Consider the following 20,190-nt stretch of genomic DNA (forward strand, 5'->3'; position numbering starts at 1 on the left):
GGAGATGGACCATGACCGGCACCACTGGCTACGCCCCGCTGTCCGACCTGGCCGTGTACTACGAGATCCACGGCGCGGGTAGCCCGCTGGTCCTGCTGCACGGCGGGGCGCTCACCATCGACCTGTCCTTCGGGTCGCTGGTGGGCGCTCTCGCGCAGCGGCACCAGGTGATCGCGATCGAGCTGCAGGGCCACGGCCACACCGCCGACCGGGAGGCCCCGGGCAGTATCGCCGGTTTCGCTGCCGACGTGATCGGCGTGCTGGACCACCTGGGCGTCGAGCAGGTAGACCTGTTCGGTTACAGCCTCGGCGGCCTGGTCGCCGCCCAGATCGGCCTGGACTACCCGGCGCGGGTGGGCAAGCTGGCGCTGGCCGCCACCCACTTCCACCCGGATGGCTACAAGCCGGAGATCACCGACCCGGCGCAGACCTCCGACCTGCTGCCCACCGAGGCGGACTTCGCCGCGATGGTCACCGCCTACCGAGCGGTCGCCCCGGACCCGGACCACTTCGACAAGTTCCTGGAGAAGCTCCAGGTCACCGTGCACGGCTGGGCGGGCTGGACGCCGGAGCAGCTCGGCCGGATCACCGCGGAGTCGCTGCTTATCGTGGGGGACAACGACTTCATGCGGCTGGAGCACGCGGTCGAGTTCCACCGGCACCTGCCCAACGCGCAGCTGGCGGTGCTGCCGCGGACCACGCACATGGAGGTGGTGCGCCGGGTGGACCTGGTGCTGCCGATGCTGACCCGCTTCCTGGGCTGAGCGCGCAGGCAACTCCCGAGCTTGCAGAACCGGACTGCGGTCCATTACCTTCAGGTTCAAGCGGACCACGGTCCGAATATCTGAGGGAGTGCACCATGACCGCAGTGATCACCCGGGACGAGCTGAAGCTCGCGATCGAGCAGCAGGCCGTGCTCGTGCTGGACACCCTGGGCGGCGAGTACTACGCCCAGCAGCACCTGCCGGGCGCGCTCGAACTGGTACTGGCCGACGTCGAGGCGAAGGCGGCCGGGCTGCTGCCGGACCGGGACGCGGCGATCGTCACCTACTGCACCGGTCCGACCTGTCCGAACAGCGGCCAGGTCGCCGACCGGCTGACCGCCCTGGGCTACACCAACGTGCGCAAGTACCGCGAGGGCATCCAGGACTGGGTGCGGGCCGGCCTGCCCGTGACGAGCGCACGCGGCTGAGGCGTCCGCGCCCTGGCGGGGATTCGGACTAAGGTCCCCTTGCTATGGGAGAGCAACCGGAAACCGAACTGCTGCAGATCGGCCAGAGTCCGCCCAAGGAGCGCGCCGACGCCGCCCGGAACCGGCTGAAGATCCTGGCGGCCGCGGCCGAGTTGTTCGAGCGGCACGGCGTGGACGGGGTGTCCATGGACCAGATCGCCGCGGCCGCCAAGGTCGGCAAGGGCACCCTGTTCCGCCGCTTCGGCGACAAGGCCGGGATGGCTGCGGCGCTGCTGGACGCCAGGGAACGCGACCTCCAGGGCGCGATCATCAGCGGCCCGCCACCGCTGGGGCCGGGTGCGGCGGCGGGTGATCGACTGCTCGCCTTCCATCGCGCCTACGCCGAGTTCCTGGAGATCAACCTGGACCTGGTGCACCTGTCCGAGACGGCCAGTCCGGGCGCGCGCTACCGGGTTGGCGCCTACCGGTTCTGGCACCGGCACGTCGTCATCCTGCTGACCGACGCCCGGCCTACGTTGGACGCCGACTACCTCGCGCACGCCCTGCTCGCGCCGCTGGCCGCCGACCTGCGCCAGGCGACCAAGGCCGAGTTCGATCTGAAGCGGGTGCTCGCCGGCGGCGAGCGGTTGGTACGGGCGGTGCTCGACGGAACGGTGTGACGGCGGGCACAACCCGAGCTAAGCGGACCGGAGTCCGCTACCGTGAGAACGGTAAGAGGACTCCGGTCCGTTTGACTGTCTGGGGAGTACCGCATGAGCACCCTGTTGCACATCTCCGCCTCGCCCCGCGGGGCCGCCTCCGAGTCACTGGCCATTGCCGGCACGTTCTTGAAGACCTACCTCGACATCCATCCCGACCGATCGGTAGGGACCTTCGACCTGTGGGACGGCACGCTGCCGGAGTTCGGCCCGGCCGCCGCCGAGGCCAAGATGGCGATCTTCGCCGGGCAGCAGCCCACCGGCGCGGCCGCCCAGGCGTGGCGGGCGGCGGAACGGACCTTCGAGCGCTTCGACGCCGCGGACCGCTACCTGTTCAGCGTGCCGATGTGGAACGCGGGCATCCCGTACATCCTCAAGCAGTTCATCGACGTGATCAGCCAGCCAGGCAAGGTCTTCGGCTTCGACCCCGAGCAGGGCTATCGAGGGCTGCTCACCGGCAAGAAGGCCGCGGTGATCTACACCAGCGCGGTGTACGCGCCGGATCGTGGCCCCCGCTTCGGCGCCGACTTCCAGCAGCCCTACCTCACCGACTGGCTGCGCTGGGCAGGCATCACCGACATCGCCGAGATTTCCTTCCGCCCCAACCTGGTCACCACCAGCGCCGAACCCGACCGCGCCCAGGCGCACGCCCAGGCCGCGTCGCTGGCCGCCCGCTTCTGACCCCCGCACCCGAACTTCAGGGAGACAGCCATGCCCGCATGGGAACCACAGGACTGCGACCACCTGCTGGCCAAGGCGTTCAACGAACAGGACCTGGCCGCCGCGGTCGAGCTGTACGAGCCCGCCGCCAGCGTGCGCCGCCTGGCCCACCTCGGCGGCGAGGTGGCCACCGGCGACACCGGGATCCGCGAGGTCATGGCCGGCTACGTCGGCCTGCGCCCGCACATGGACCTGGTCGTGCACCACGTGACCCGTAGCGGGGACATCGCGGTGCTGCGCTCGCAGTGGCGGATCACCGGCACCGGCGCGGACGGCGCCCCCGTCGAACTGACCCACCACGGCATCGAGGTGGTCCGCCAACAACCCGACGGCACCTGGAAGTTCGTCATCGACCACCCCTACGGCGCGGATCCCGAACTGGCCGTGCCCTTCGAGTCGCTATCCGCCTAGGGCATTGCGACCCACCCGAACCCCGGCCCCGCCCGCCGACCTGGAGGAGGTCGACGGCCGGGGCCGGACCTCTGGTGCGCGGCCGGGTTCGCCTAGCCCGTCCGGGTGGTCGGTGGGGGCGCTTGACCGGGAACGGCCATCCGGACGGACCGTTCGGGTAGGGGCGCGTGACCGTTCGGACAGCCCCGGCCGCCGCGGGCCTGGGGCCGGGTTCGCCGGGACTAGGGTGGCGTTTGTGGGCGGCCACCCCACACGCCCGTCACCCGTGGTGGCCGCCTGCTTTTCCGCCGCTGGCCGGGATTCCCGCTCAGTCCACGATCGCGCCGCAGCTGATGTTGATCGGCGATCCGGTGATCGTGCGCGCGTGCTCCGAGGCCGCGAACGCCGCCACCCGCCCCACATCCTCCCGGGTGGCCGCCCGCTTCAGCATCGTCCCGTCCACCATGCCCTGCAGGATCTCCGCCATCGCCGGGTCGCCCGCCGGGACCGAGTCGATGATCCCCGAGGTCAGCAGGGTGACCGCGCGGATGCCGTGCTTGCCCCACTCGTTGGCCATTGCCCGGCGCAGCGAGTCCACCGCGTCGAAGGCGACCTGCAGCCCGCCCAGGTGGTAGCCGGGCACCGGGTCGCCCTTGCCGCCGAAGGTGAGGATCACGCCGGAGCGTTGCCGGATCATGTGGCGGGCGGCGGCGCGGGAGGTGATGAAGGTGGTGCGTACCGCGGTGTCCACCACCGTCATGACGTCCATTGTGGACATTTGATCCAGGGGGATGCCCTGGACGTCGCCGTGGGTGATGAGGTTGAAGGAAATGTCCAGGGTGCCGAAGCGGTCCGCGACCTCGGCGGCGTGCGCGTCCACCGCGGGCTCGTCCAGGGCGTCGAGCACGGCGGTCTCCGCCCGGCCGCCCTCGGCGCGGATGGTTTCCGCGAGCGCGTCCAGCCGGGACTGGGTGCGGCCGGTGAGGTGCACGGTGGCGCCCTGGCGGGCGAATTCGGCGGCCACCGCGCTGCCGATCTGGCCCGCGGCACCGTAGATGACTGCCTGCTTGCGTTCCAGCAACATCAGGCCAACCTACCGCGCCGGCGGGCGAATCCCCCGGAATTCCCAGTCCCCGCCCAGCGCGGTCGAGCGCACTTCCTCGGACTCGGTCGGCTGCGCGCCCACGTCGGCGCGCACCGGCTCCGGCCCGGTGACGATCCGGTTCCGCAGCACGCCGAGCCCCTCCACCTCGACCTCCACCACGTCTCCCGGTTCGACCGGGCGGGAGTTGGCCGGGGTGCCGGTGAGCAGCACATCGCCGGGTACCAGGGTGATGGTGCGGGCGATGTCGGCGACCAGGTAGTGCATGTCCCACTGCATCTCGTCGGTGTTCCCGTCCTGCACCACCTCGTCGTTGACCAGGGTGCGGATCCGCTTGCCGCGGAAGTCCCAGTCCGGCACCACGCCCGGTCCGATCGGGGCCAGGGTGTCGGATCCCTTGACCCGCAACATGGATCCGGCGTCGGTGTCCCGGAAGTCGTGCAGCCCATAGTCATTCGCCACGGTGTACCCGGCGATGTAGTGCCCGGCGTCGGCCGGTGCGATGTTGCGGCAGGTGCGGCCGATCACCACCGCGATCTCGCCCTCGTAGTTGAGGAACTTGCAGCCAGCCGGGCGCACCACATCGCCGCCGTGCGCGTTGAGCGCGGACACCGGCTTGTGGAAATATGTTGGCGCATCAGGCAATCGGGTGCCGAACTCGTCGACCCGGCTGCGGTAGTTGAGGTGCACCGCGACGATTTTGCTGGGCTGCACCGGGGCCAGGTGCGCGGCCTCGGTGACGCTGATCGCGCGGCCGTCCCTGGACACCAGCCGGTCGCCGATCCGGTGCACTTCGGTGACCACGCCGTCGAGCAGAATGCGGCGGTACTCCACGGTGCTCACCCTTCCTGCCCGTCGCCGGTCCAGCCACTGGCGGGCCGGTCGAACCAGATGTGCGCCTGTCCGGTGCCGATGGCGTTCTCGTAGGCGGAGAACAGCCTGCCGGGCGCGGTCCACCGGTGCTCGCCGAGTGCCCCGGCCAGCATCAGGTAGTGCGCGAAACCCGCCTCCGGCTTGAACTTCTGGAACTCGGCCATGGTGTCCAGCACCCGGGCGTGATCACCCGCGCCAAACCAGTCGATGCGCTCCAGATCGGCCTTGGCCGCCTCGGGGGTGAAGATGTGCTCGATCCCGGAAGCCTCATGATCGCGGAGTTGCCGCAGTGGCCAGAACCGGTGTGAGAGCGCGCCGGAGGCCAGTAGCAGCACCTTGCGGTCGGTGGCCGCGATGCCGTCGGCCAGCGCCCGGCCCAGCCGCAGGTTGTCCTCCTCCTCGGCGGTCTGGCAGACCCCGATGGAGATCCAGCGTTTCCCTGGCGCGCCAAGGTAATGCCACAGGTTGACGGTGGCGTAGTAGATCGGCAGGTAGTGGTCGGCGATCGGGGTGATCCAGGTGCCCCTGTACTCGCCGTGCGCCGCGATCGCCTGCGCCAGTTCGGGATCGCCGGGAAAGTCGTACGGGATCCGGCACATGCCGCGGGGCAGTTCCTCGGAGGTGAACAGCCCGGCGCGGTGGTCCTGCGCGGTGACCACGAACTCCACCGTGGTCGCCCAGTGCGAGTCCAGCACCACCACGGTGTCGTAGTCGAGCACGTCGAAGACCTCGGTGCGCAGCCGGTGTAACCCGGCGACCAGCGTGGTGTCCTTGCCGTTGTTCAACTCCCGCCGGATGCTCTCATCCAGCATGATCGTCGGCACGTGCGAGAGCAGGCCAGCGCCCACCACCTCACCCACGGTTCCCCCAGCCGGTCGGCGCGAACACGGTGTTCTTGACATCGCAGAAGAAGTCGAAGCTCCAGTCGCCGCCCTCGCGCCCGATCCCGGACTCGCGACTGCCACCGAAGGGCGCGCGCAGATCGCGCACGAAGAAGCAGTTCACCCACACCGTCCCGGCCACCAGGTCGTGCGTGACCCGTTCGGCGCGTTCCGGATCACCGGTGACCACGGCCGCGGCCAGCCCGAACCGGGTGTTGTTGGCCAGCGCCACCGCCTCCGCCTCGGTGCGGAACCGTTGCAGCGTCAGGACGGGACCGAACACCTCCTCGGTGAGGATCTCGCTGCCGGGCGCCGCGCCGGTGAGCAGCGTGGGCTGGTAGTAGAGGCCGCCGAGGTCGGTGTTGGGGCCGCCGCCGTGCAACGCGGTCGCGCCCTCGGCCAGCGCGCGCTGCACGAAGCCGTCGATCCGGTCGAACTGCCGCCGGTGGATCTGCGGGCCGAGATCGGTCTCCGGCAACCGCGGATCGCCCTGCTTGAGCTGACCCGCCTTGGCCAGGAACCGGTGCAGGAACTCGTCGTGCACCTCCTCGGCGACCAGCAGCCGGACCGCGGACAGGCACACCTGACCGGCGTTGTCGTACTGGCCGACGGCGAGGTCCACGGCCAGGTCCAGGTCGGCGTCGGCGAAGACCAGCAGCGGCGATTTCCCGCCCAGCTCCAGCGATACCGGCGTCAGCGTGGCGGCCGCGTTGGCCGCGATGGTGCGCGCGGTGGGCACCGAGCCGGTGAAGCTGATCCGCCGCACGCCCGGATGCCGGGTCAGCGCGTCACCGGCCTCCGCGCCCAGGCCCTGCACCACGTTGAACACGCCGGCGGGCAGTCCGGCCGCGGCGGTGATGTCGGCCAGCAGCGAGGCGGTGACCGGGGACCACTCGGCTGGCTTGTGCACCACGGTGTTCCCGGCGGCCAGCGCGGGCGCGATCTTCCAGGTGGCCAGCATCAGCGGCGCGTTCCACGGGGTGATCAGCGCGCACACCCCGGCCGGGTCCCAGCTGATCCGGTTGCGGTGGCCGCGGGTGTCCAGATCGTCCCGGTGCAGGCCGTCGGTGAGCCAGTCGGCGAAGAAACGGAAGTTGTGCGCGGCCCGGGGGATCACCCCGCGCAGGTGCGAGCGCAGCAGCGCGCCGTTGTCCAGGGTCTCGGCCGCGGCCAGCTCGTCCAGGCGGGCCTCGATGCCGTCGGCGATGGCGTGCAGCAGCCGGGCCCGTTCGGCCCTCGGCGTCTTCGCCCAGCCGGGGAAAGCCCGCTGGGCGGCCTGGACCGCCGCGTCGACCTGCTCGGCCCCGCCCCGGTCGAACTCGCCGATCAGCGTGCCGTCGATGGGGGAGTGGTCGGTGAACCTCGCCGCGGAGCGCTGTCTGCGGCCGCCGATCCAGTGTCCCGGGTCCACCGCGAGCCCGGTCTGCTGTGGCATTTCGCTGCCTCCCGGAATATCGTTTGGGTCCAAACGGTACGGAGTGCGGCCGGACCGGTCAAGAGTGGGAGGACGCGGTGCTGACACGGGATCGGTGGATCGAACGGGCCAGCGGGGTGCGGCATTCGGCGGGGGTGTTCCTCGGCGGCGAGTTCGTCCAGGCTGAGGAGTCGCTGCCGGTGTTCTCGCCGCGGGCGAACGGGCTGGTGGCCGAGGTCGGCGCGGCAGGAGCGTCCCAAGTGGACAGAGCCGTGCTGGCGGCACGCGCGGCCTTCGAGCGCTGGTCCCGATCGGGGCCCAGGGTGCGCGCAGCCTACCTGTTCCGCCTGGCGGAACTCATCGAGCGGGACGCCGAGTCACTGGCCCTGCTGATCTCCCTGGAAATGGGCAAGCCGATCCGGGAGGCGCTGAGTATCGAGATCCCGGCGGTGGCCCGGACTTTCCGCTGGTACGCCGAACTGGCCGGCAAGGAACCGGGCGAGGTCGCCGACACGGATCCGAGTGCGCTGGCCCTGGTCACCCGCCGCCCGGCCGGGGTGGTGGCCGCGGTGACCCCGTGGAACTTCCCGCTGACCATGGCCGCCTGGAAACTGGCCCCCGCCCTGGCCGCGGGCAACACGGTGCTGCTCAAACCCGCCGAACAGTCCCCGCTCTCCGCCCTGCACCTGGCCGCCCTGATCGCCGAGGCCGGTTTCCCGGACGGCGTGGTCAGCATCCTCAACGGCCCCGGCCCGGTCACCGGCGCCGCCCTGGGCCGCCACCCCGGCGTCGACGTGCTCACCTTCACCGGCTCCACCGCGGTCGGCCGGGAGTTCCTGCGCTACGCCGCCGACTCCAACCTCAAACGGGTCTGGCTGGAACTCGGCGGCAAATCGCCCAACCTGATCTTCGCCGACGCCCCCGACCTGGCCGCCGCCGCGGACACCGCCGCCTGGGCGATCTTCTTCAACGCCGGCCAGATGTGCACCGCGGGCTCCCGGCTGCTGCTGCACCGCCCGATTGCCGAGGAGGTCCTGACCCGCATCGCCGAACGCGCCGCCGACTACACCCCCGGCGACCCCCTGGACCCGGCGACCCGGATGGGCCCACTGGTCAGTGCGAAGCAGCGGGACGCGGTCCGGGCCCACGTCGACCAGGCCGTCGCCGAGGGCGCGGAACTCGCGCTGGGCGGCACCCCGGACGGCCTGCGCTTCCCGCCGACCGTGCTCACCGGCCTCCGCCCGGACCAGCGGATCGTGCGCGAGGAGGTCTTCGGCCCGGTGCTGTCCGTGCTCACCTTCGACACCGAGGAACAGGCCGTCGAACTGGCCAACGACACCGGCTACGGCCTGGCCGCCGCGGTCTGGACCGCCGATCTCGGCGTGGCGCACCGGGTGTCCCGGCGGCTGCGCGCGGGCACGGTATGGGTGAACTGTTATGAGGAAGGGGACGAAAGTGTGCCGTTCGGTGGGATAGGACTTTCCGGGCACGGCCGCGACAAATCCCGCCACGCCCTGGACAAGTTCACCGACCTGACCACGACCTGGATCGCGATCCCATGAACCGACCGCGCGTGATCATCCCCGCTCGTTTCGCCGCGAGCGCCTCGGCGCTGCGCTACGCCGCCCTGGTCACCGCCCGCGCGCTGTCCGCCGCGGTGCTCCGGGCCGGCGCGGAGCCCCTTGCCGTGCACCCGGATTCGCCGGATGACCTGGAGCAGCGGTTCGGGTTCGCCGACGGGGTGCTGCTGCCCGGCGGCGGTGACCTGGACCCGGGGTGTTACGGGCAGCGGGTGGCCAGCGACACCGTGTACGACGTGGACGCCGAACAGGACCTGTTCGACCTGGCCGTGGCCGAGTGGGCGCTGGCCAGCGGACGGCCGCTGTTCGCGGTCTGCCGCGGCCTGCACGTGGTCAACGTGGCCCTGGGCGGCACCCTGGAACAGGACATGGGACCCGGCGCGCACCGCCACCTGGTGCACGGCATCACCACCTGCGAGGGCCCGATGACGGTGTCCTGCTTCCACCACCAGCGGATCGCCACCCTGGGCCGTGGGCTCTCGCCGATCGCCTTCGCCAAGGACCGCACCATCGAGGCGGTGCGCGCGGTGTCGGCGCGCGGCTGGTTCCTTGGCGTGCAATGGCATCCGGAGGACACCGCGCACACCGATCCGGCCCAGCAGCGGCTCTTCGCCGAGTTCGCCGCGGCCTGTCAGACTCGGTCGGCCAGCACGCTGCCGCCGTCCCAGGTCGCGCCGAGCTGGTTGTAGTAGGCGCCGATCGGCTCCTCGACGGTCAACTCGGCCAGTTCCTCGGTCGGGGCCTCGAACAACCGCAACTCGGCGGTGCCCCGCCAGGGCTGCCCGGCCTCGCCCGAGGCGGCCCCGGAGGCGACCAGTTGGGCCAGCGCGTCCGGGGTGCCGCGTTCGATGCCGGGCAGCCAGCGGTGGTGTGCCATCGAGTGGCCGTTGACAAAACCGTTGCGCTCAGCGGGTTCCACCAGTTCCACCACGGCCTCGGCCAGTCGCCGGTCCGCCGCGGCCAGGGTCGCGCCGAAGCGGGCCCCGGCCTCGATCCGCGGCGCCGGGCCGTGCGGGTGCGGGCGGGTCTGGTGGATGCTGCCCAGTTTCTTCGGATAGCCCTGGTGCAGGCCGCGGGCGATGGCGAAGTCCTTGTCCACCCAGATGTAAACGCACCGCGAGTAGATCCGCCCGCCGAACTCGCAGCGCACCACTACGAAACATTCCTTGTACTGGCTGCGCACCGGGTCCAGCAGCTCGGCCCGACCGTCCGAACAGGACTGCCAGTCCGCCCAGATCACCGCCACCGCCCCGGGATCCACCGGCGCCGGGTTCAGCGGGGGCGGGAGCAGGGCGGCGACCTTGGCCGGATCGGTGCGGTACTCCACGGTGAGCAGATCGCCGGAGTAGTGCCACGGCGGCGGCGGCACCAGCGCGGCCCGGCCGCTCGGCGTCCGCGGGTAGAGGAATCCCTGCATACCCCCGTTATATCGTTTGGACCCAAACGACACAACGGCGGTAAATGCGCGGACGCGGTGCCCGGGATGCGCGAGAATGCGGCCATGACCACGGTGTCGATCACCAGCGGCGCCCTGCGCGGCGTCCTGAGCAGCGGCGTCCGCGCCCATCTCGGCGTCCCGTACGCCGCCCCGCCACTCGGCGACCTGCGCTTCGCCGCGCCCGCGCCGGTGCTGCCGTGGGCCGGAGTCAGGGACGCCACCGCCCCCGGTCTGGCCGCGGTGCAGGACCCGGCGCCGAGCAGGCTGGTGCCCAAGGCGGTGCCCGGCTTCGGCGAGGACTGCCTCACCGTCAACGTCTGGGCCCCGGAGCAGGCCGAGGGCTTGCCGGTGCTGGTCTGGCTGCACGGCGGCCTGTTCCAGCTCGGCTCGGCCTCGGCCGCCTGTTACTCCGGCGAGCACCTGGCCCACCGCGGGGTTGTTGTGGTCGGCGTGAACTACCGCCTCGGCGCGCTCGGCTACCTGCGCACGCCCGAGGGTGAGGGCAACTTCGGCCTCCAGGACCAGCTGGCCGCGCTGGAGTGGGTCCGGGACAACATCGGCGCTTTCGGCGGCGACCCGGACCAGGTCACCGTGGCCGGCCAGTCCGCGGGCGCCTACTCGATCCTCGCCCTGGCCACCCTGCCCCGGGCGAGGGGCCTGTTCCGGCGGGTGATCCTGCAGAGCACCCCGTTCGACGTGGACAGCGGCCACGAGGATCGCGCCATCCTCACCGCCGACCTGTTCCGCACCGCCGCGGGCATCCCGGACGGCGACCTGGCCGCACTGCGCGCGCTCTCCATCGAACAGGTCCTGGCCGCGCAACTCGAAGCCGCGCGGGAATGGCGCACGATCGCACCCGGCAGCCCGACATTCATCCCCTACGTCGACGGCCAGGTGCTGACCACGGCGCCGGGTGCGGCGGCCATCGCGGGCGGCCTGGACCACCTGGACCTGATGATCGGCTGCACCGCGGGGGAGCGAATTGACGGCCTGCCGCCGCACATCCCGCCGGACGCCTTCGCCGCGCACTTCGTCACCGGCAGCTTCCGCCTGGCCGAACATCGGGCCGAGGTCGGCAGGCCGGTCCCGTTCTTCTGGTGGCGCTGGCCGGATGACGACGGCGTGTACCACTGCGCCGAATTGCCTTACGTCTTCGGCACCCTGGCCGCGTTCGCCGGTTCGCCACTGCTCGGGGGCACCCCGGACCAGCAGGCGGAACTGGTCGAGGCGGCGCAGACCGCGTGGATCGGCTTCGTCCGCACCGGTGATCCCGGCTGGCCCGGCTACACCCTGGCCGACCGCCAGGCCATGGCCTTCGACCTGCCCGCCGAACTCGTGACCCTGCCCGCCCCCGCCACTATCAGACCGCCGGGCTGATATCCTGGAAGGTATGACCACGCCCGGTGACTTCCAGCGCGCGCGGCGGCCTGAACAGGTCCAGGCCCGCCGCGCCGCGATCCTGGACGCCGCCATGACCATGCTCGCCGAACGCCCGCTGGCCGAGATCAGCCTGCGCGAACTGAGCGACCGGGTCGGGCTGGCCAAGTCCAACGTGCTGCGCTACTTCGACAGCCGCGAGGCCATCTACCTGGAAATCCTGGACCGCCAGTGGGCCGGCTGGCTGGACGAGCTGGACCAGGAGCTGCCGCGAGTCGCCCAGGCCGCCACGGGTCGGTTCGGCGTGGAGGCCGCGGTGGCGGGGGAGATCGCGCGCAGCCTGATCGCCCGCCCCCGGCTGTGCGAACTGATCAGCGGCATGGCCGCGGTGCTGGAACGCAACATCACCGTGGAGTTCGCCCGCACCTTCAAACGCGAGGCCACCCAGCACACCCTCCGCCTGGCCGCCCAGGTCCGCGCCGCCCTGCCCCAGCTCGACGCGGCCGCGGCCACGCACTTCGCGGCAGCGGTGTTCGTCATCACCGGCGGCCTGTGGCCCTATGCCAACCCGACCGAGCAGATCGCCCAGGTGATGGCCGAGATGCGGGTGCCACCGGCCGCGGAGATGTTCCGGACCAGCCTCGTCCAGGGCCTGACCAACCAGCTCATCGGGCTGTCCGCCGTGGTGGAGTCGTGACAAATTCACGGCTGAGGCATGAGTGACTCGACTGTTGTCGAAGTCGATCCGCGGTCAGGCTTATCGGTGTGGCCATGGGATCAACAGCGGGACATTTTCGTCGATGGTTGCCAAGATTCGCGTTTGTCGCGGCCTTGATGGCAGTGAGTGGGATGGTGACCTATACGAAGGCGTCGGCAGGCGTCAATATCAACATTGCTCCGCCGCCTGACATCCCGCCCCCGGTGTGCAAACCCGAGTCCCAGTTTGCCGGTCCTTTTTCAGTGGGCCTACAGCAAGACAACCGTCTGGCAGAAGAAGGGGGAAGCTCCTCGCCGGACGCACCATTTCTGGATTTCCTACAGCAGCAACCTGAACCCGCTCGCTCTTGCCCGTGAGGTGACCTGCGCGGCCTGAACGGGTGTGGCCGGAGCGACCGGCCACATCCGCGTTCAGTGCTCAGCCCAGGCGATAGGCCCGGACGTTCGTCTGCTCGATCGAATCACCGGTGTTGTCGACGGCCTTGGCCCGCAACGAGACGAAGTAGGCGAACTGTCGCGCCAGGTCGTCAGGTACCAGCGCGGGGTCGCCACCGAGCAGTTCTAGCTCGTCATCGTGGTAGCAAAAGGTCCAGCCGTTGACCGGGCCGGGCCGGGGTACGTCAACGAACACCTTTGCGAGGTCCATGCCTTCACGCTACGTCTTCATGTTCACTCCAATTCCGTTCTGCTCGAAACCGTTCTGTCCGATCACCGGCCACCACGCCTCAACCCGAAGGCGCCAGGTCCCATCTAGCACCTGCCAGGTCGCATCTGGCATTTGCCGCCGGGCTTGGCCCCGGACGGCGTCCAAGACCGCGGGCAGGCCGCCGCCGGGCAGTTTTGGCAGGTCAGATAGGCGATTCCGGGGTGGGTTGCGCACGTCATCGGGTCGGCCATTCGCCGGTCAGCTCGTGCCGACGCACCACCAGTGGTGATCAACGCCAGATCGCGACTGCCACCCAGCCCATGCCCGCCAGACCCCGACTACCGCTCCAGCAGTGCGCGCCTAGCGATCGCTAGAACTGGCCTGGCGCCTTCGGGGTGAGCGTCGACCGACGGCGTGGTGATGCGAAGAGGTGGCGAAGAATGACGATCCTGGTGGCTGGGGCGACTGGCACGGTGGGCCGAGAGGTGGTGCGGCAGCTGCTGGCCGGGGGGCACCGGGTGCGGGCGCTGACGCGGAACCCGGAGCAGGCTGGGCTGCCCGCCGAGGTCGAGCTGGCCCGTGGCGATCTGAGCAACCCGGCGAGCGTGGAGCCCGCGCTGGAGGGTGTCACCGGTCTGCACATGATCACGGTGGCCGGGCACGGGACGGTGGACACTGGACACGAGCTGGTGGCGCTGGCGGCGCGGGCCGGTGTCCAGCGGGTCAGCGTGCTCGGTGGCTGGGAGGAGACCAGCGTCGAGCAGGCGCTCTCCGCCAGCGAACTGGGGTGGACCTGGCTGCGGCCGGTGGAGTTCATGGCCAATGCCACCGAGTGGGCCGAGGAGATCCGCACCGAGGGCCTGGTCCGGGTGTTCGGCAACGCGCCGAGCGCGGCCGTGCACGAGGCCGACATCGCCGCCGTGGCGGTGGCCGCCCTCACCCAGGACGGGCACGCGGGCCAGAGCTACCTGCTGACCGGGCCCGAGGCGCTCACCGCGGCGGAGCGGATCGCCTTACTGTCCGCGGCGACCGGGCACGAGATCAAGGTCGTGCAGCAGACCGAGGAGGAGCTGCGGGCCGGGATGGCCGCGGCGGGCATGGACTCCGACTACATCGACTTCGCGGTCGAGCTGGGGGCCAACCCGCCGGACATCGGCAAGCACCCGGTGCCCACCGTCGGCGAGGTCGTCGGGCGGCCCGCGCTGACCTTCGCCCAGTGGGCCACCGAGAACGCCGACCTGTTCCGGCCCGACAAGGGAAGTCAGTGACGATCTCCCCGTTCCGGATCGCCATCCCCGAGGTGGATCTGGTCGACCTGCGCGTCCGGCTGGCGGCCACCCGCTGGCCGGACGCGTTACCCGGCGTCGGCTGGAGCCGTGGAGTGCCGCCGGACTACCTGCGTGCGCTGGTCGAGTACTGGCGTACCACCTACGACTGGCGCGCGCAGGAGGCAGCGCTCAACGAGTTCCCGCAGTTCACCACGGAGATCGACGGGCAGACCGTGCATTTCCTGCACGTCACCTCCGCCGAGCCCGGGGCGACTCCGCTGATCCTCTTACACGGCTGGCCAGGCTCGTTCGTGGAGTTCCAGGACGTCATCGGTCCGCTGACCGATCCGGTCGCCCACGGCGGCGACCCGGCTGACGCCTTCCACCTGGTGATCCCGTCCCTGCCCGGCTTCGCCTTCTCCTCGCCGCTGGCCGAACCCGGCTGGAACAGCAAGAGGATGGCGGCCGCGATGGTCGAGCTGATGGCCCGGCTGGGCTATGCGCGATACGGGGTGCAGGGTGGCGACACGGGTTCCTGGGTCGGGCCGGACATCGGGCGGCTGGTCCCGGACCGAGTCGTCGGCGTGCACGTGAATGCCCTGATGTCCTTCCCGATCGGGGCCGAAGGCGAACTGGACGAGCTGAGCGAGCCCGACGCGGACCGCTGGGCGAGGATGCAGAACTTCAACGACGGCTACCTCCAGGTCCAGTCCCAGCGTCCGCAGACCCTGGCCTATGCCCTGCACGACTCACCGGTGGGGCAGCTGGCCTGGATCATGGAGAAGTTCAAGGAGCTGACCTTCCCGGAGAAAGGACTGCCAGAGGAGGCCATCCCCTGGGACCGGATGCTGACCGATATCAGCCTCTACTGGCTGACCGGCACCGCGGGATCGGCGTCCCAGATCTACTACGAGAGCATCACCGCGGCCGCCTGGTCCGAGGAGGACTCCGGGGACAGCACCACATCCAGTGGGGTGTCGACCGGGGTGCTGGTGGGGCCCATGGATGTCACCATCCGCCGGTTCGCCGAACGAGACCACAACATCGTCCGCTGGACCGAGTACGACCGTGGCGGTCACTTCTTCGCCATGGAAGCGCCGGAGCTGTTCACCGCGGATGTGCGCGACTTCTTCCGCGGCCTGCCCCGGCCGTAATCCGGGCGTGGCCAGGGCGGACAGTCACCGCCGCCATGTCACAGTCGCCACTTCACCGGCGTCACTGGCCGATACCGGCAGGTGGCGCCGGTGAACACGGCCTCCCGGAGATGCCGGGCCAGCTCCGGATGCCGGGTGTCCAAGCGGCGCAACGTGTCCCGGATGCGGTTGGTCACGGCCTTGCGTGCGCGTTCCGCCTCATCGCCCAGGCGGCGGGACCGTCCCAGCAGACCGGTGGCCGCGCGCAGCTCGTCGATCAACGCCTGTCGTTCCCGATCCAGCGCCATGGCCCGTCGATCGTCCACGGCATCCTCGATCTCCTCCTCCAACGCCACCAGCCGCCGCCGATAGGCTGCCTTGGCCGCGTCATCAAGCAGGTCATCCCCGCCAAAACCGCGAGCCGCGGCCACCACCTCGCCACCCTCCGGCGCCAGCAGTCGCACCGCCGATGCCTCCCCATCCGGCGCACCCAGCAGGAAGTGCAGATCCCGAAGCCCCTTGGTGTCCGCGAGGTGGATGGTTCGGCCACCGAAGCTGAGCGTCCACACCCCGTCCTCGGACCGGAACACGTTCTCCCCCAGCGAGGCGACGGCGGAAGGCTCGGCCGGCGTGCCGACGGGTTGTTCGCCCGGCGCGGCAGGGGAAGTGGCAGCGGGAGAGGTCTGGTCGGCAGGGGACGTGGCAGGCGGAGCGGTCTGGTCGGCAGGGGACGTGGCAGGTGGAGCGGTCTGGTCGGCGCGGGGCGCGACTGGCGAAGCCGGCGGCCCAAGGCCGACAGCGTGCGGTGCGACGGGGTGGCCACCCGGAGGTGTTGCGGGAGTGGCTGGGCTGCTGCCTGGCAACATGACCGGGGTGGCTGAGCCACTGTCCGGAGATGGGGCTGCCGGCGTGGTTGGCCCGTTCTCGGTCGCGGGCGGCGGCGACACCTGTGCGGCGCCGGACCCCGCGGGTGGCCCATCGCGGTCGGCCGTGCTGGCCCGCGTGGCTGTGCTGGCCCGCGTGGCCGCCGTCGCCTGCATGGGCGGCACTGCCTGCACGGGAAGTGCTGCCTGCACGGGAAGTGCGGCCTGCCCTGGAAGCGCTGCCTGCCCTGGAAGCATTTCCCGGGCGGGCAACATCGCCTGCCCCGGCAGCGCCATCTCCAGCCGCGCGGCCTCCTCCTCCGCGACCGCGAGCAGCGCCCGGCCCGTCTCGTCATCGGCGTCCCTGGCCAGCAGAACCCGCGCGAGGTTGGCGCGGGCCTCCGCGATCCAGGGGTGGGCGTTCAGACGGGTGGCGGCTTCGATCACGGCGGTGTAGCCGGTGATGGCGGCCGGCCAGTTGCCCTCGGCGGCGTCCAGGGCGGCCAGCCAGCCGCGGACAGGGCCTTCGACCACCACTGTGCCGGTGAGTGCCCACTGGTCGGCGTAGGGGAGCAGGTCGGCGCGGATGGCGGCGATCTGGGCCGGGTTGGCGGACAGGATGGCGACCTCGGTGCGTAGGCGGAGCCAGAGGGCCTTGAACCAGCGGGACGGGGTGCCTTCCTCGGCCAGGAGGCGGGTGGCGGTGTCCAGGTCGCCGTGGTGGGTGGCGAGTACCGCGTCCAGCAGCGGCAGGAAGTGGGGGTCGCGGTGGGACAGGATGCGGAGCAGTTCCTCGGGGCGGCCCTGGCGCAGGGCGATGGCAGTGCGTTGCAGGGTCCAGAGGTCGTGGGCGTTGAAGTAGGGCTGGTCGCCGGTGTCCCTGGCCCGGTCGGCCTGGGTGCGGGCGGCGGCGAACTCGCCGCGCAGGGTGGCCAGCAGGGCGCCGCTGACTTCGGCCTCGTGGCGGTGGACCGGGAGGTTGGTGCGGGCGGCCATGACCTGGACTGCCTGGTGGGCGGCCTGATGGGCGGGATCGCCCAGTTCCAGCAGGGTGCTGGCGCGCCAGGCGGTGGCCTCGAAGGTCAGGTTGGCGTCCTGGGTGCGGTGGGCCAGGTCCAGGAGTTCGACGGTCAGGTCGGCGCGGGCCTGGGCGGTGTCCATGGCCCAGAGCGAGCCCAGGCGGGCCAGCAGCGCGAAGCGCAGCGAGCTGTCATCGCCGACCTGGCGGGCCAGGTTGGCGGCGTGGCGGCTGAGGTCGTTGCCGGTTTGCTCGTGATCGGCCGGGGCGTCCGGGACCAGCCGGTTGTGCACGGCCCGGATGAAGACCAGGTGCTCGGGGTCGGCGCGGTCCTGGCGGCTCAGCCAGAACAGGGTCAGGGCGGTGCGGGCCAGGAGTTCGGGGTCGTTCAGGTCGCGGGCGGTGGTCATGGCGGCGGTGAAGGCGGCACGGGCGGTGGCCCGGTCGCCCGCCAGGTGGGCGGACTCGCCGAGATGCAGCTGGATGCGAGCCCGGTGGAGCTGGCCGCGGGGGTGGGTCCGAGCGGGGTGAGGCGGGGCTGTGTGGTCTGGGGCGGGGTGGGGTGGGGCGGTGTCAGCCGGGGCGGGGTTGGGGAGGTGGTGCAGGGCGTTGCGGTAGTGGCGGGCGGCTTCGTCGAAGGCGAAGCGGGCGGTGGCTTCTTCGGCGGCGGTGAGTTGGTGGCGCAGGACTTCCGCCGCGGGCAGGGCTGTGGCGCCGTGATGGGCGTGGTGGGCCAGTTCGGCGGGGAGCAACAGTGCTGCCAGGGCCGGGTTGGTGGCGGCGTTGACCACGGCCGCGTGGCGGGTGGCGGGAGTGGACAGTCCATTTCGGACTGTGTCGCGGAGCAGGTCGTGCTGGAAGCGGATGTGGTTGCCGTCGTGGCGGATCAGGCGAGCTGCCTGAGCCTGGTCGAGCAGGCGGGGTACGGGTGCGGTGGGGTGCAGGGCGGTCAGCAGGTCCCGGTGGGCGGTGTGGCCCAGGATCGCCACGGTGCCGAGCAGGTCCACGACCTGGTCCGGGAGGCGGGAAAGTCTGCGGTGCAGCAGGGCGCTGATGCCTGGGTCCAGGGTGTCCAGGGGGCTGCCGCCCTGCCAGAGGCGGGCGGTTTGTTCTACGAAGAAGGGGTTTCCGGCGGTGCGGTGGTGGATGTGGGTCACCAGGTCCGCGTCGGGGGTCACGCCGGTGGTGCGGAGGATGAGTTCGCCGACCGCCTGTTCGTCCAGGCCGCCGAGGGGGAGCTGGATTGCCTTGGCGGACAGGGCGGGCAGGGTGGCGGCCAGGGGATGCCCGGGGTCGTTGACCTCGCCGTCGCGATAGGTGGCGACGATGACCAAGGTGCTGTGGCGGGTGTGCTGGACCACGAATTCGAGCAGGGTGATCGAGGCCGTGTCGGCCCAGTGCAGGTCTTCCAGGACCAGCAGTACCGGGTGGCGGGCGGCTAGCGTGGTCAGGAGTTCGGTGAGGGCGTCGGCCAGCGGGAATTCAGCTGGTTCGCGTTCGCCGAGCAGGGCTTCCAGGGTGGGGGCCGCGGCTGCCCATTCGGCGGGGGTGGCGGCGGCGCGCAGGGCCCGGGTGATCTGCACCCACGGCCAGCGATCGGGCACGCCGGCGTCGCCCCAGCAGGCTCCGGTGAGCACCAGGGCGTCAGTCTGCGCGGACACGGCGGTGACCAGGCTGGTCTTGCCGATCCCGGCCTCGCCGGTGACCAGCACGAAGCCACCACGGCCCACGGCGGCGCGCAGGGTGGCGATGGCTTCGGTGCGACCGAGCAGTTCTGGCACGAACACGCTTCGCAGTATTCCGGCGCGGGCCGACAAGTGCACTTGACCCCCTCAGCGGCTCGTGACGATCAGGTCTGCCTTCTCGGACGTTGTCAGCGGGGCGGGGACCTAGTTCACTCGGCCGGGCTGTCCTGGCGTCGTCCCATGGCTGGGCCTTCGCTGACCTGGAGGGGATGTGGTCGTGGGTAGGGCTGGCGGCGCGCGGTCGTTCGAGGGCAGGCATGTGGTGATCACCGGCGGGTCCAGCGGGATCGGACTGGCCACCGCCCGGCTGCTGGCCGCCCGGGGCGCGCGGTTGTCCTTGCTGGCGCGGACGCCGGAGCGGTTGGACGCGGCGGTCGCGGAGCTGCGGGAGCTGGGCGCGCGGGCGCTGGCGGTGCCGGTTGATGTCACCGATCAGGTGGCGGTGCAGGCGGCGATCAGGCTGGCGGGGGCCGAATTCGGGCCGTGCGATGTCTTGATCACCTGTGCCGGGATTGCCCGGCCGGGGCACTTCGGCGAGCTGGCGGATCAGGTTTTCCGGGAGACCGTGGAGGTCGACTACTTCGGCACGCTCTGGCCGATCCGGGCGGTGGCGCCGGAGATGGTGCGGCGGGGTTCGGGATCGATCGTCGGGGTGTCCTCGATGCTGGGGATGATCGGGATTTTCGGCTACACCGCCTACGCCCCGGCCAAGTTCGCGGTGCGTGGACTGCTGGAGACGCTGGGCACCGAGTTGCGGCCGCACGGGGTGCACGTGGGGTGTGTGTATCCGCCGGATGTGGACACACCGCAACTGGCGTATGAGAACCAGTTCAAGCCCGCCGAGACGCACGCGATCAGCGGCACGGTACGGCCGATGACCGCCGAGGCGGTGGCCGGCGCGATCGTGCGCGGGATCCAGCGGCGGTCGGTCACGATCGTGCCGGATCGGCAGGCCGGGCTGCTGACCTACCTGGCCGCGGTGTGCCCGCCGTTGATCCGGTACCTGATCGATCGCAAGGTGCGGCGCGCTCGCCGGGGCTGACGATGGCGCCGCCGGTCCACAGTGGAGCCGCGACGTGAGCTGGATCGCGTGACAGCGCTGGCGGGCATCGACAATCCTGATCCAGTCCGGGTG

The 20,190-nt window shown here is 71.1% G+C and carries 19 protein-coding genes; 12 read left to right on the forward strand and 7 right to left on the reverse strand.

Annotated features, from left to right (window positions below):
• Positions 1-11: 11 nt before the first annotated feature.
• The 5 genes from MZC64_RS27880 to MZC64_RS27900 all read left to right on the forward strand — a co-directional run bounded on the left by MZC64_RS27880 (position 12) and on the right by MZC64_RS27900 (position 3,021).
• On the forward strand, positions 12-764 hold the full coding sequence (locus MZC64_RS27880) for an alpha/beta fold hydrolase (protein ID WP_247761793.1): 753 nt from the start codon (positions 12-14) through the stop codon (positions 762-764).
• Positions 765-859: 95 nt separating this feature from the next.
• Positions 860-1,192, forward strand: coding sequence for a rhodanese-like domain-containing protein (locus MZC64_RS27885; protein WP_247761792.1), 333 nt, complete (start codon positions 860-862; stop codon positions 1,190-1,192).
• Positions 1,193-1,236: 44 nt separating this feature from the next.
• On the forward strand, positions 1,237-1,851 hold the full coding sequence (locus MZC64_RS27890; RefSeq protein WP_247761791.1) for a TetR/AcrR family transcriptional regulator: 615 nt from the start codon (positions 1,237-1,239) through the stop codon (positions 1,849-1,851).
• 93 nt (positions 1,852-1,944) lie between these two features.
• On the forward strand, positions 1,945-2,571 hold the full coding sequence (locus tag MZC64_RS27895) for an FMN-dependent NADH-azoreductase (protein ID WP_247761790.1): 627 nt from the start codon (positions 1,945-1,947) through the stop codon (positions 2,569-2,571).
• A 30-nt stretch (positions 2,572-2,601) separates the two neighbouring features.
• Positions 2,602-3,021 carry a nuclear transport factor 2 family protein gene (locus MZC64_RS27900; protein ID WP_247761789.1) on the forward strand — a complete coding sequence of 140 codons (420 nt, stop codon included), beginning with the start codon at positions 2,602-2,604 and terminating at the stop codon, positions 3,019-3,021.
• A 307-nt stretch (positions 3,022-3,328) separates the two neighbouring features.
• Here MZC64_RS27900 and MZC64_RS27905 read toward each other — a convergent pair whose 3' ends face one another.
• Genes MZC64_RS27905 through MZC64_RS27920 form a run of 4 tightly spaced genes read right to left on the reverse strand, consistent with a single transcriptional unit; the run spans position 3,329 to position 7,291 of the window.
• A complete protein-coding gene (locus MZC64_RS27905; protein WP_247761788.1) occupies positions 3,329-4,084 on the reverse strand; it encodes an SDR family NAD(P)-dependent oxidoreductase in 756 nt (251 codons plus the stop codon).
• 9 nt (positions 4,085-4,093) lie between these two features.
• Positions 4,094-4,945, reverse strand: coding sequence for a fumarylacetoacetate hydrolase family protein (locus MZC64_RS27910; RefSeq protein WP_247761787.1), 852 nt, complete (start codon positions 4,943-4,945; stop codon positions 4,094-4,096).
• Positions 4,942-5,835, reverse strand: a complete 894-nt coding sequence (locus MZC64_RS27915; protein ID WP_247761786.1) for a catechol 1,2-dioxygenase — start codon at positions 5,833-5,835, stop codon at positions 4,942-4,944. The genes MZC64_RS27910 and MZC64_RS27915 overlap by 4 nt, the downstream gene beginning before the upstream one ends.
• Positions 5,828-7,291 carry an aldehyde dehydrogenase gene (locus tag MZC64_RS27920; protein WP_247761785.1) on the reverse strand — a complete coding sequence of 488 codons (1,464 nt, stop codon included), beginning with the start codon at positions 7,289-7,291 and terminating at the stop codon, positions 5,828-5,830. The genes MZC64_RS27915 and MZC64_RS27920 overlap by 8 nt, the downstream gene beginning before the upstream one ends.
• 77 nt (positions 7,292-7,368) lie before the next feature.
• Here MZC64_RS27920 and MZC64_RS27925 point away from each other — a divergent pair, with 77 nt between their 5' ends.
• Positions 7,369-8,832, forward strand: coding sequence for an aldehyde dehydrogenase family protein (locus MZC64_RS27925; RefSeq protein WP_247761784.1), 1,464 nt, complete (start codon positions 7,369-7,371; stop codon positions 8,830-8,832).
• Positions 8,829-9,539 carry a gamma-glutamyl-gamma-aminobutyrate hydrolase family protein gene (locus tag MZC64_RS27930; RefSeq protein ID WP_247761783.1) on the forward strand — a complete coding sequence of 237 codons (711 nt, stop codon included), beginning with the start codon at positions 8,829-8,831 and terminating at the stop codon, positions 9,537-9,539. Before MZC64_RS27925 ends, MZC64_RS27930 begins: the two co-directional genes overlap by 4 nt.
• Here MZC64_RS27930 and MZC64_RS27935 read toward each other — a convergent pair.
• Positions 9,482-10,267 (reverse strand): acetoacetate decarboxylase family protein, encoded by a 786-nt coding sequence (locus MZC64_RS27935; RefSeq protein ID WP_247761782.1) that lies wholly within the window; start codon positions 10,265-10,267, stop codon positions 9,482-9,484. The genes MZC64_RS27930 and MZC64_RS27935 overlap by 58 nt on opposite strands.
• A gap of 84 nt (positions 10,268-10,351) precedes the next feature.
• Between MZC64_RS27935 and MZC64_RS27940 the strand changes: the two genes are divergently transcribed.
• A complete protein-coding gene (locus MZC64_RS27940) occupies positions 10,352-11,665 on the forward strand; it encodes a carboxylesterase/lipase family protein (RefSeq protein WP_247797755.1) in 1,314 nt (437 codons plus the stop codon).
• 13 nt (positions 11,666-11,678) lie between these two features.
• Entirely contained in the window at positions 11,679-12,362 is a 684-nt protein-coding gene (locus MZC64_RS27945; protein ID WP_247761780.1) for a TetR/AcrR family transcriptional regulator, read from the forward strand.
• A gap of 438 nt (positions 12,363-12,800) precedes the next feature.
• On the opposite strand, the gene MZC64_RS27950 is transcribed toward MZC64_RS27945, so the two are convergent.
• Complete coding sequence (locus MZC64_RS27950) at positions 12,801-13,028, reverse strand: hypothetical protein (protein WP_247761779.1); 228 nt, start codon at positions 13,026-13,028, stop codon at positions 12,801-12,803.
• 440 nt (positions 13,029-13,468) lie between these two features.
• Here MZC64_RS27950 and MZC64_RS27955 point away from each other — a divergent pair, with 440 nt between their 5' ends.
• Both MZC64_RS27955 and MZC64_RS27960 read left to right on the forward strand, forming a co-directional pair.
• A complete protein-coding gene (locus MZC64_RS27955) occupies positions 13,469-14,296 on the forward strand; it encodes an NAD(P)H-binding protein (protein WP_247761778.1) in 828 nt (275 codons plus the stop codon).
• Entirely contained in the window at positions 14,293-15,450 is a 1,158-nt protein-coding gene (locus MZC64_RS27960) for an epoxide hydrolase family protein (RefSeq protein WP_247761777.1), read from the forward strand. The genes MZC64_RS27955 and MZC64_RS27960 overlap by 4 nt, the downstream gene beginning before the upstream one ends.
• Before the next feature lie 38 nt (positions 15,451-15,488).
• Here MZC64_RS27960 and MZC64_RS27965 read toward each other — a convergent pair whose 3' ends face one another.
• The gene (locus tag MZC64_RS27965) at positions 15,489-19,097 is read right to left on the reverse strand and encodes an AAA family ATPase (RefSeq protein ID WP_247761776.1); all 3,609 of its coding nucleotides are present in this window, start codon (positions 19,095-19,097) and stop codon (positions 15,489-15,491) included.
• Between the two features lie 175 nt (positions 19,098-19,272).
• Here MZC64_RS27965 and MZC64_RS27970 point away from each other — a divergent pair, with 175 nt between their 5' ends.
• A complete protein-coding gene (locus MZC64_RS27970) occupies positions 19,273-20,097 on the forward strand; it encodes an SDR family oxidoreductase (RefSeq protein ID WP_247761775.1) in 825 nt (274 codons plus the stop codon).
• The last annotated feature ends 93 nt before the right edge of the window (positions 20,098-20,190 follow it).

Origin of the sequence: Crossiella sp. S99.2 (assembly GCF_023094165.1) — a bacterium.
GTDB lineage: Bacteria > Actinomycetota > Actinomycetes > Mycobacteriales > Pseudonocardiaceae > Crossiella.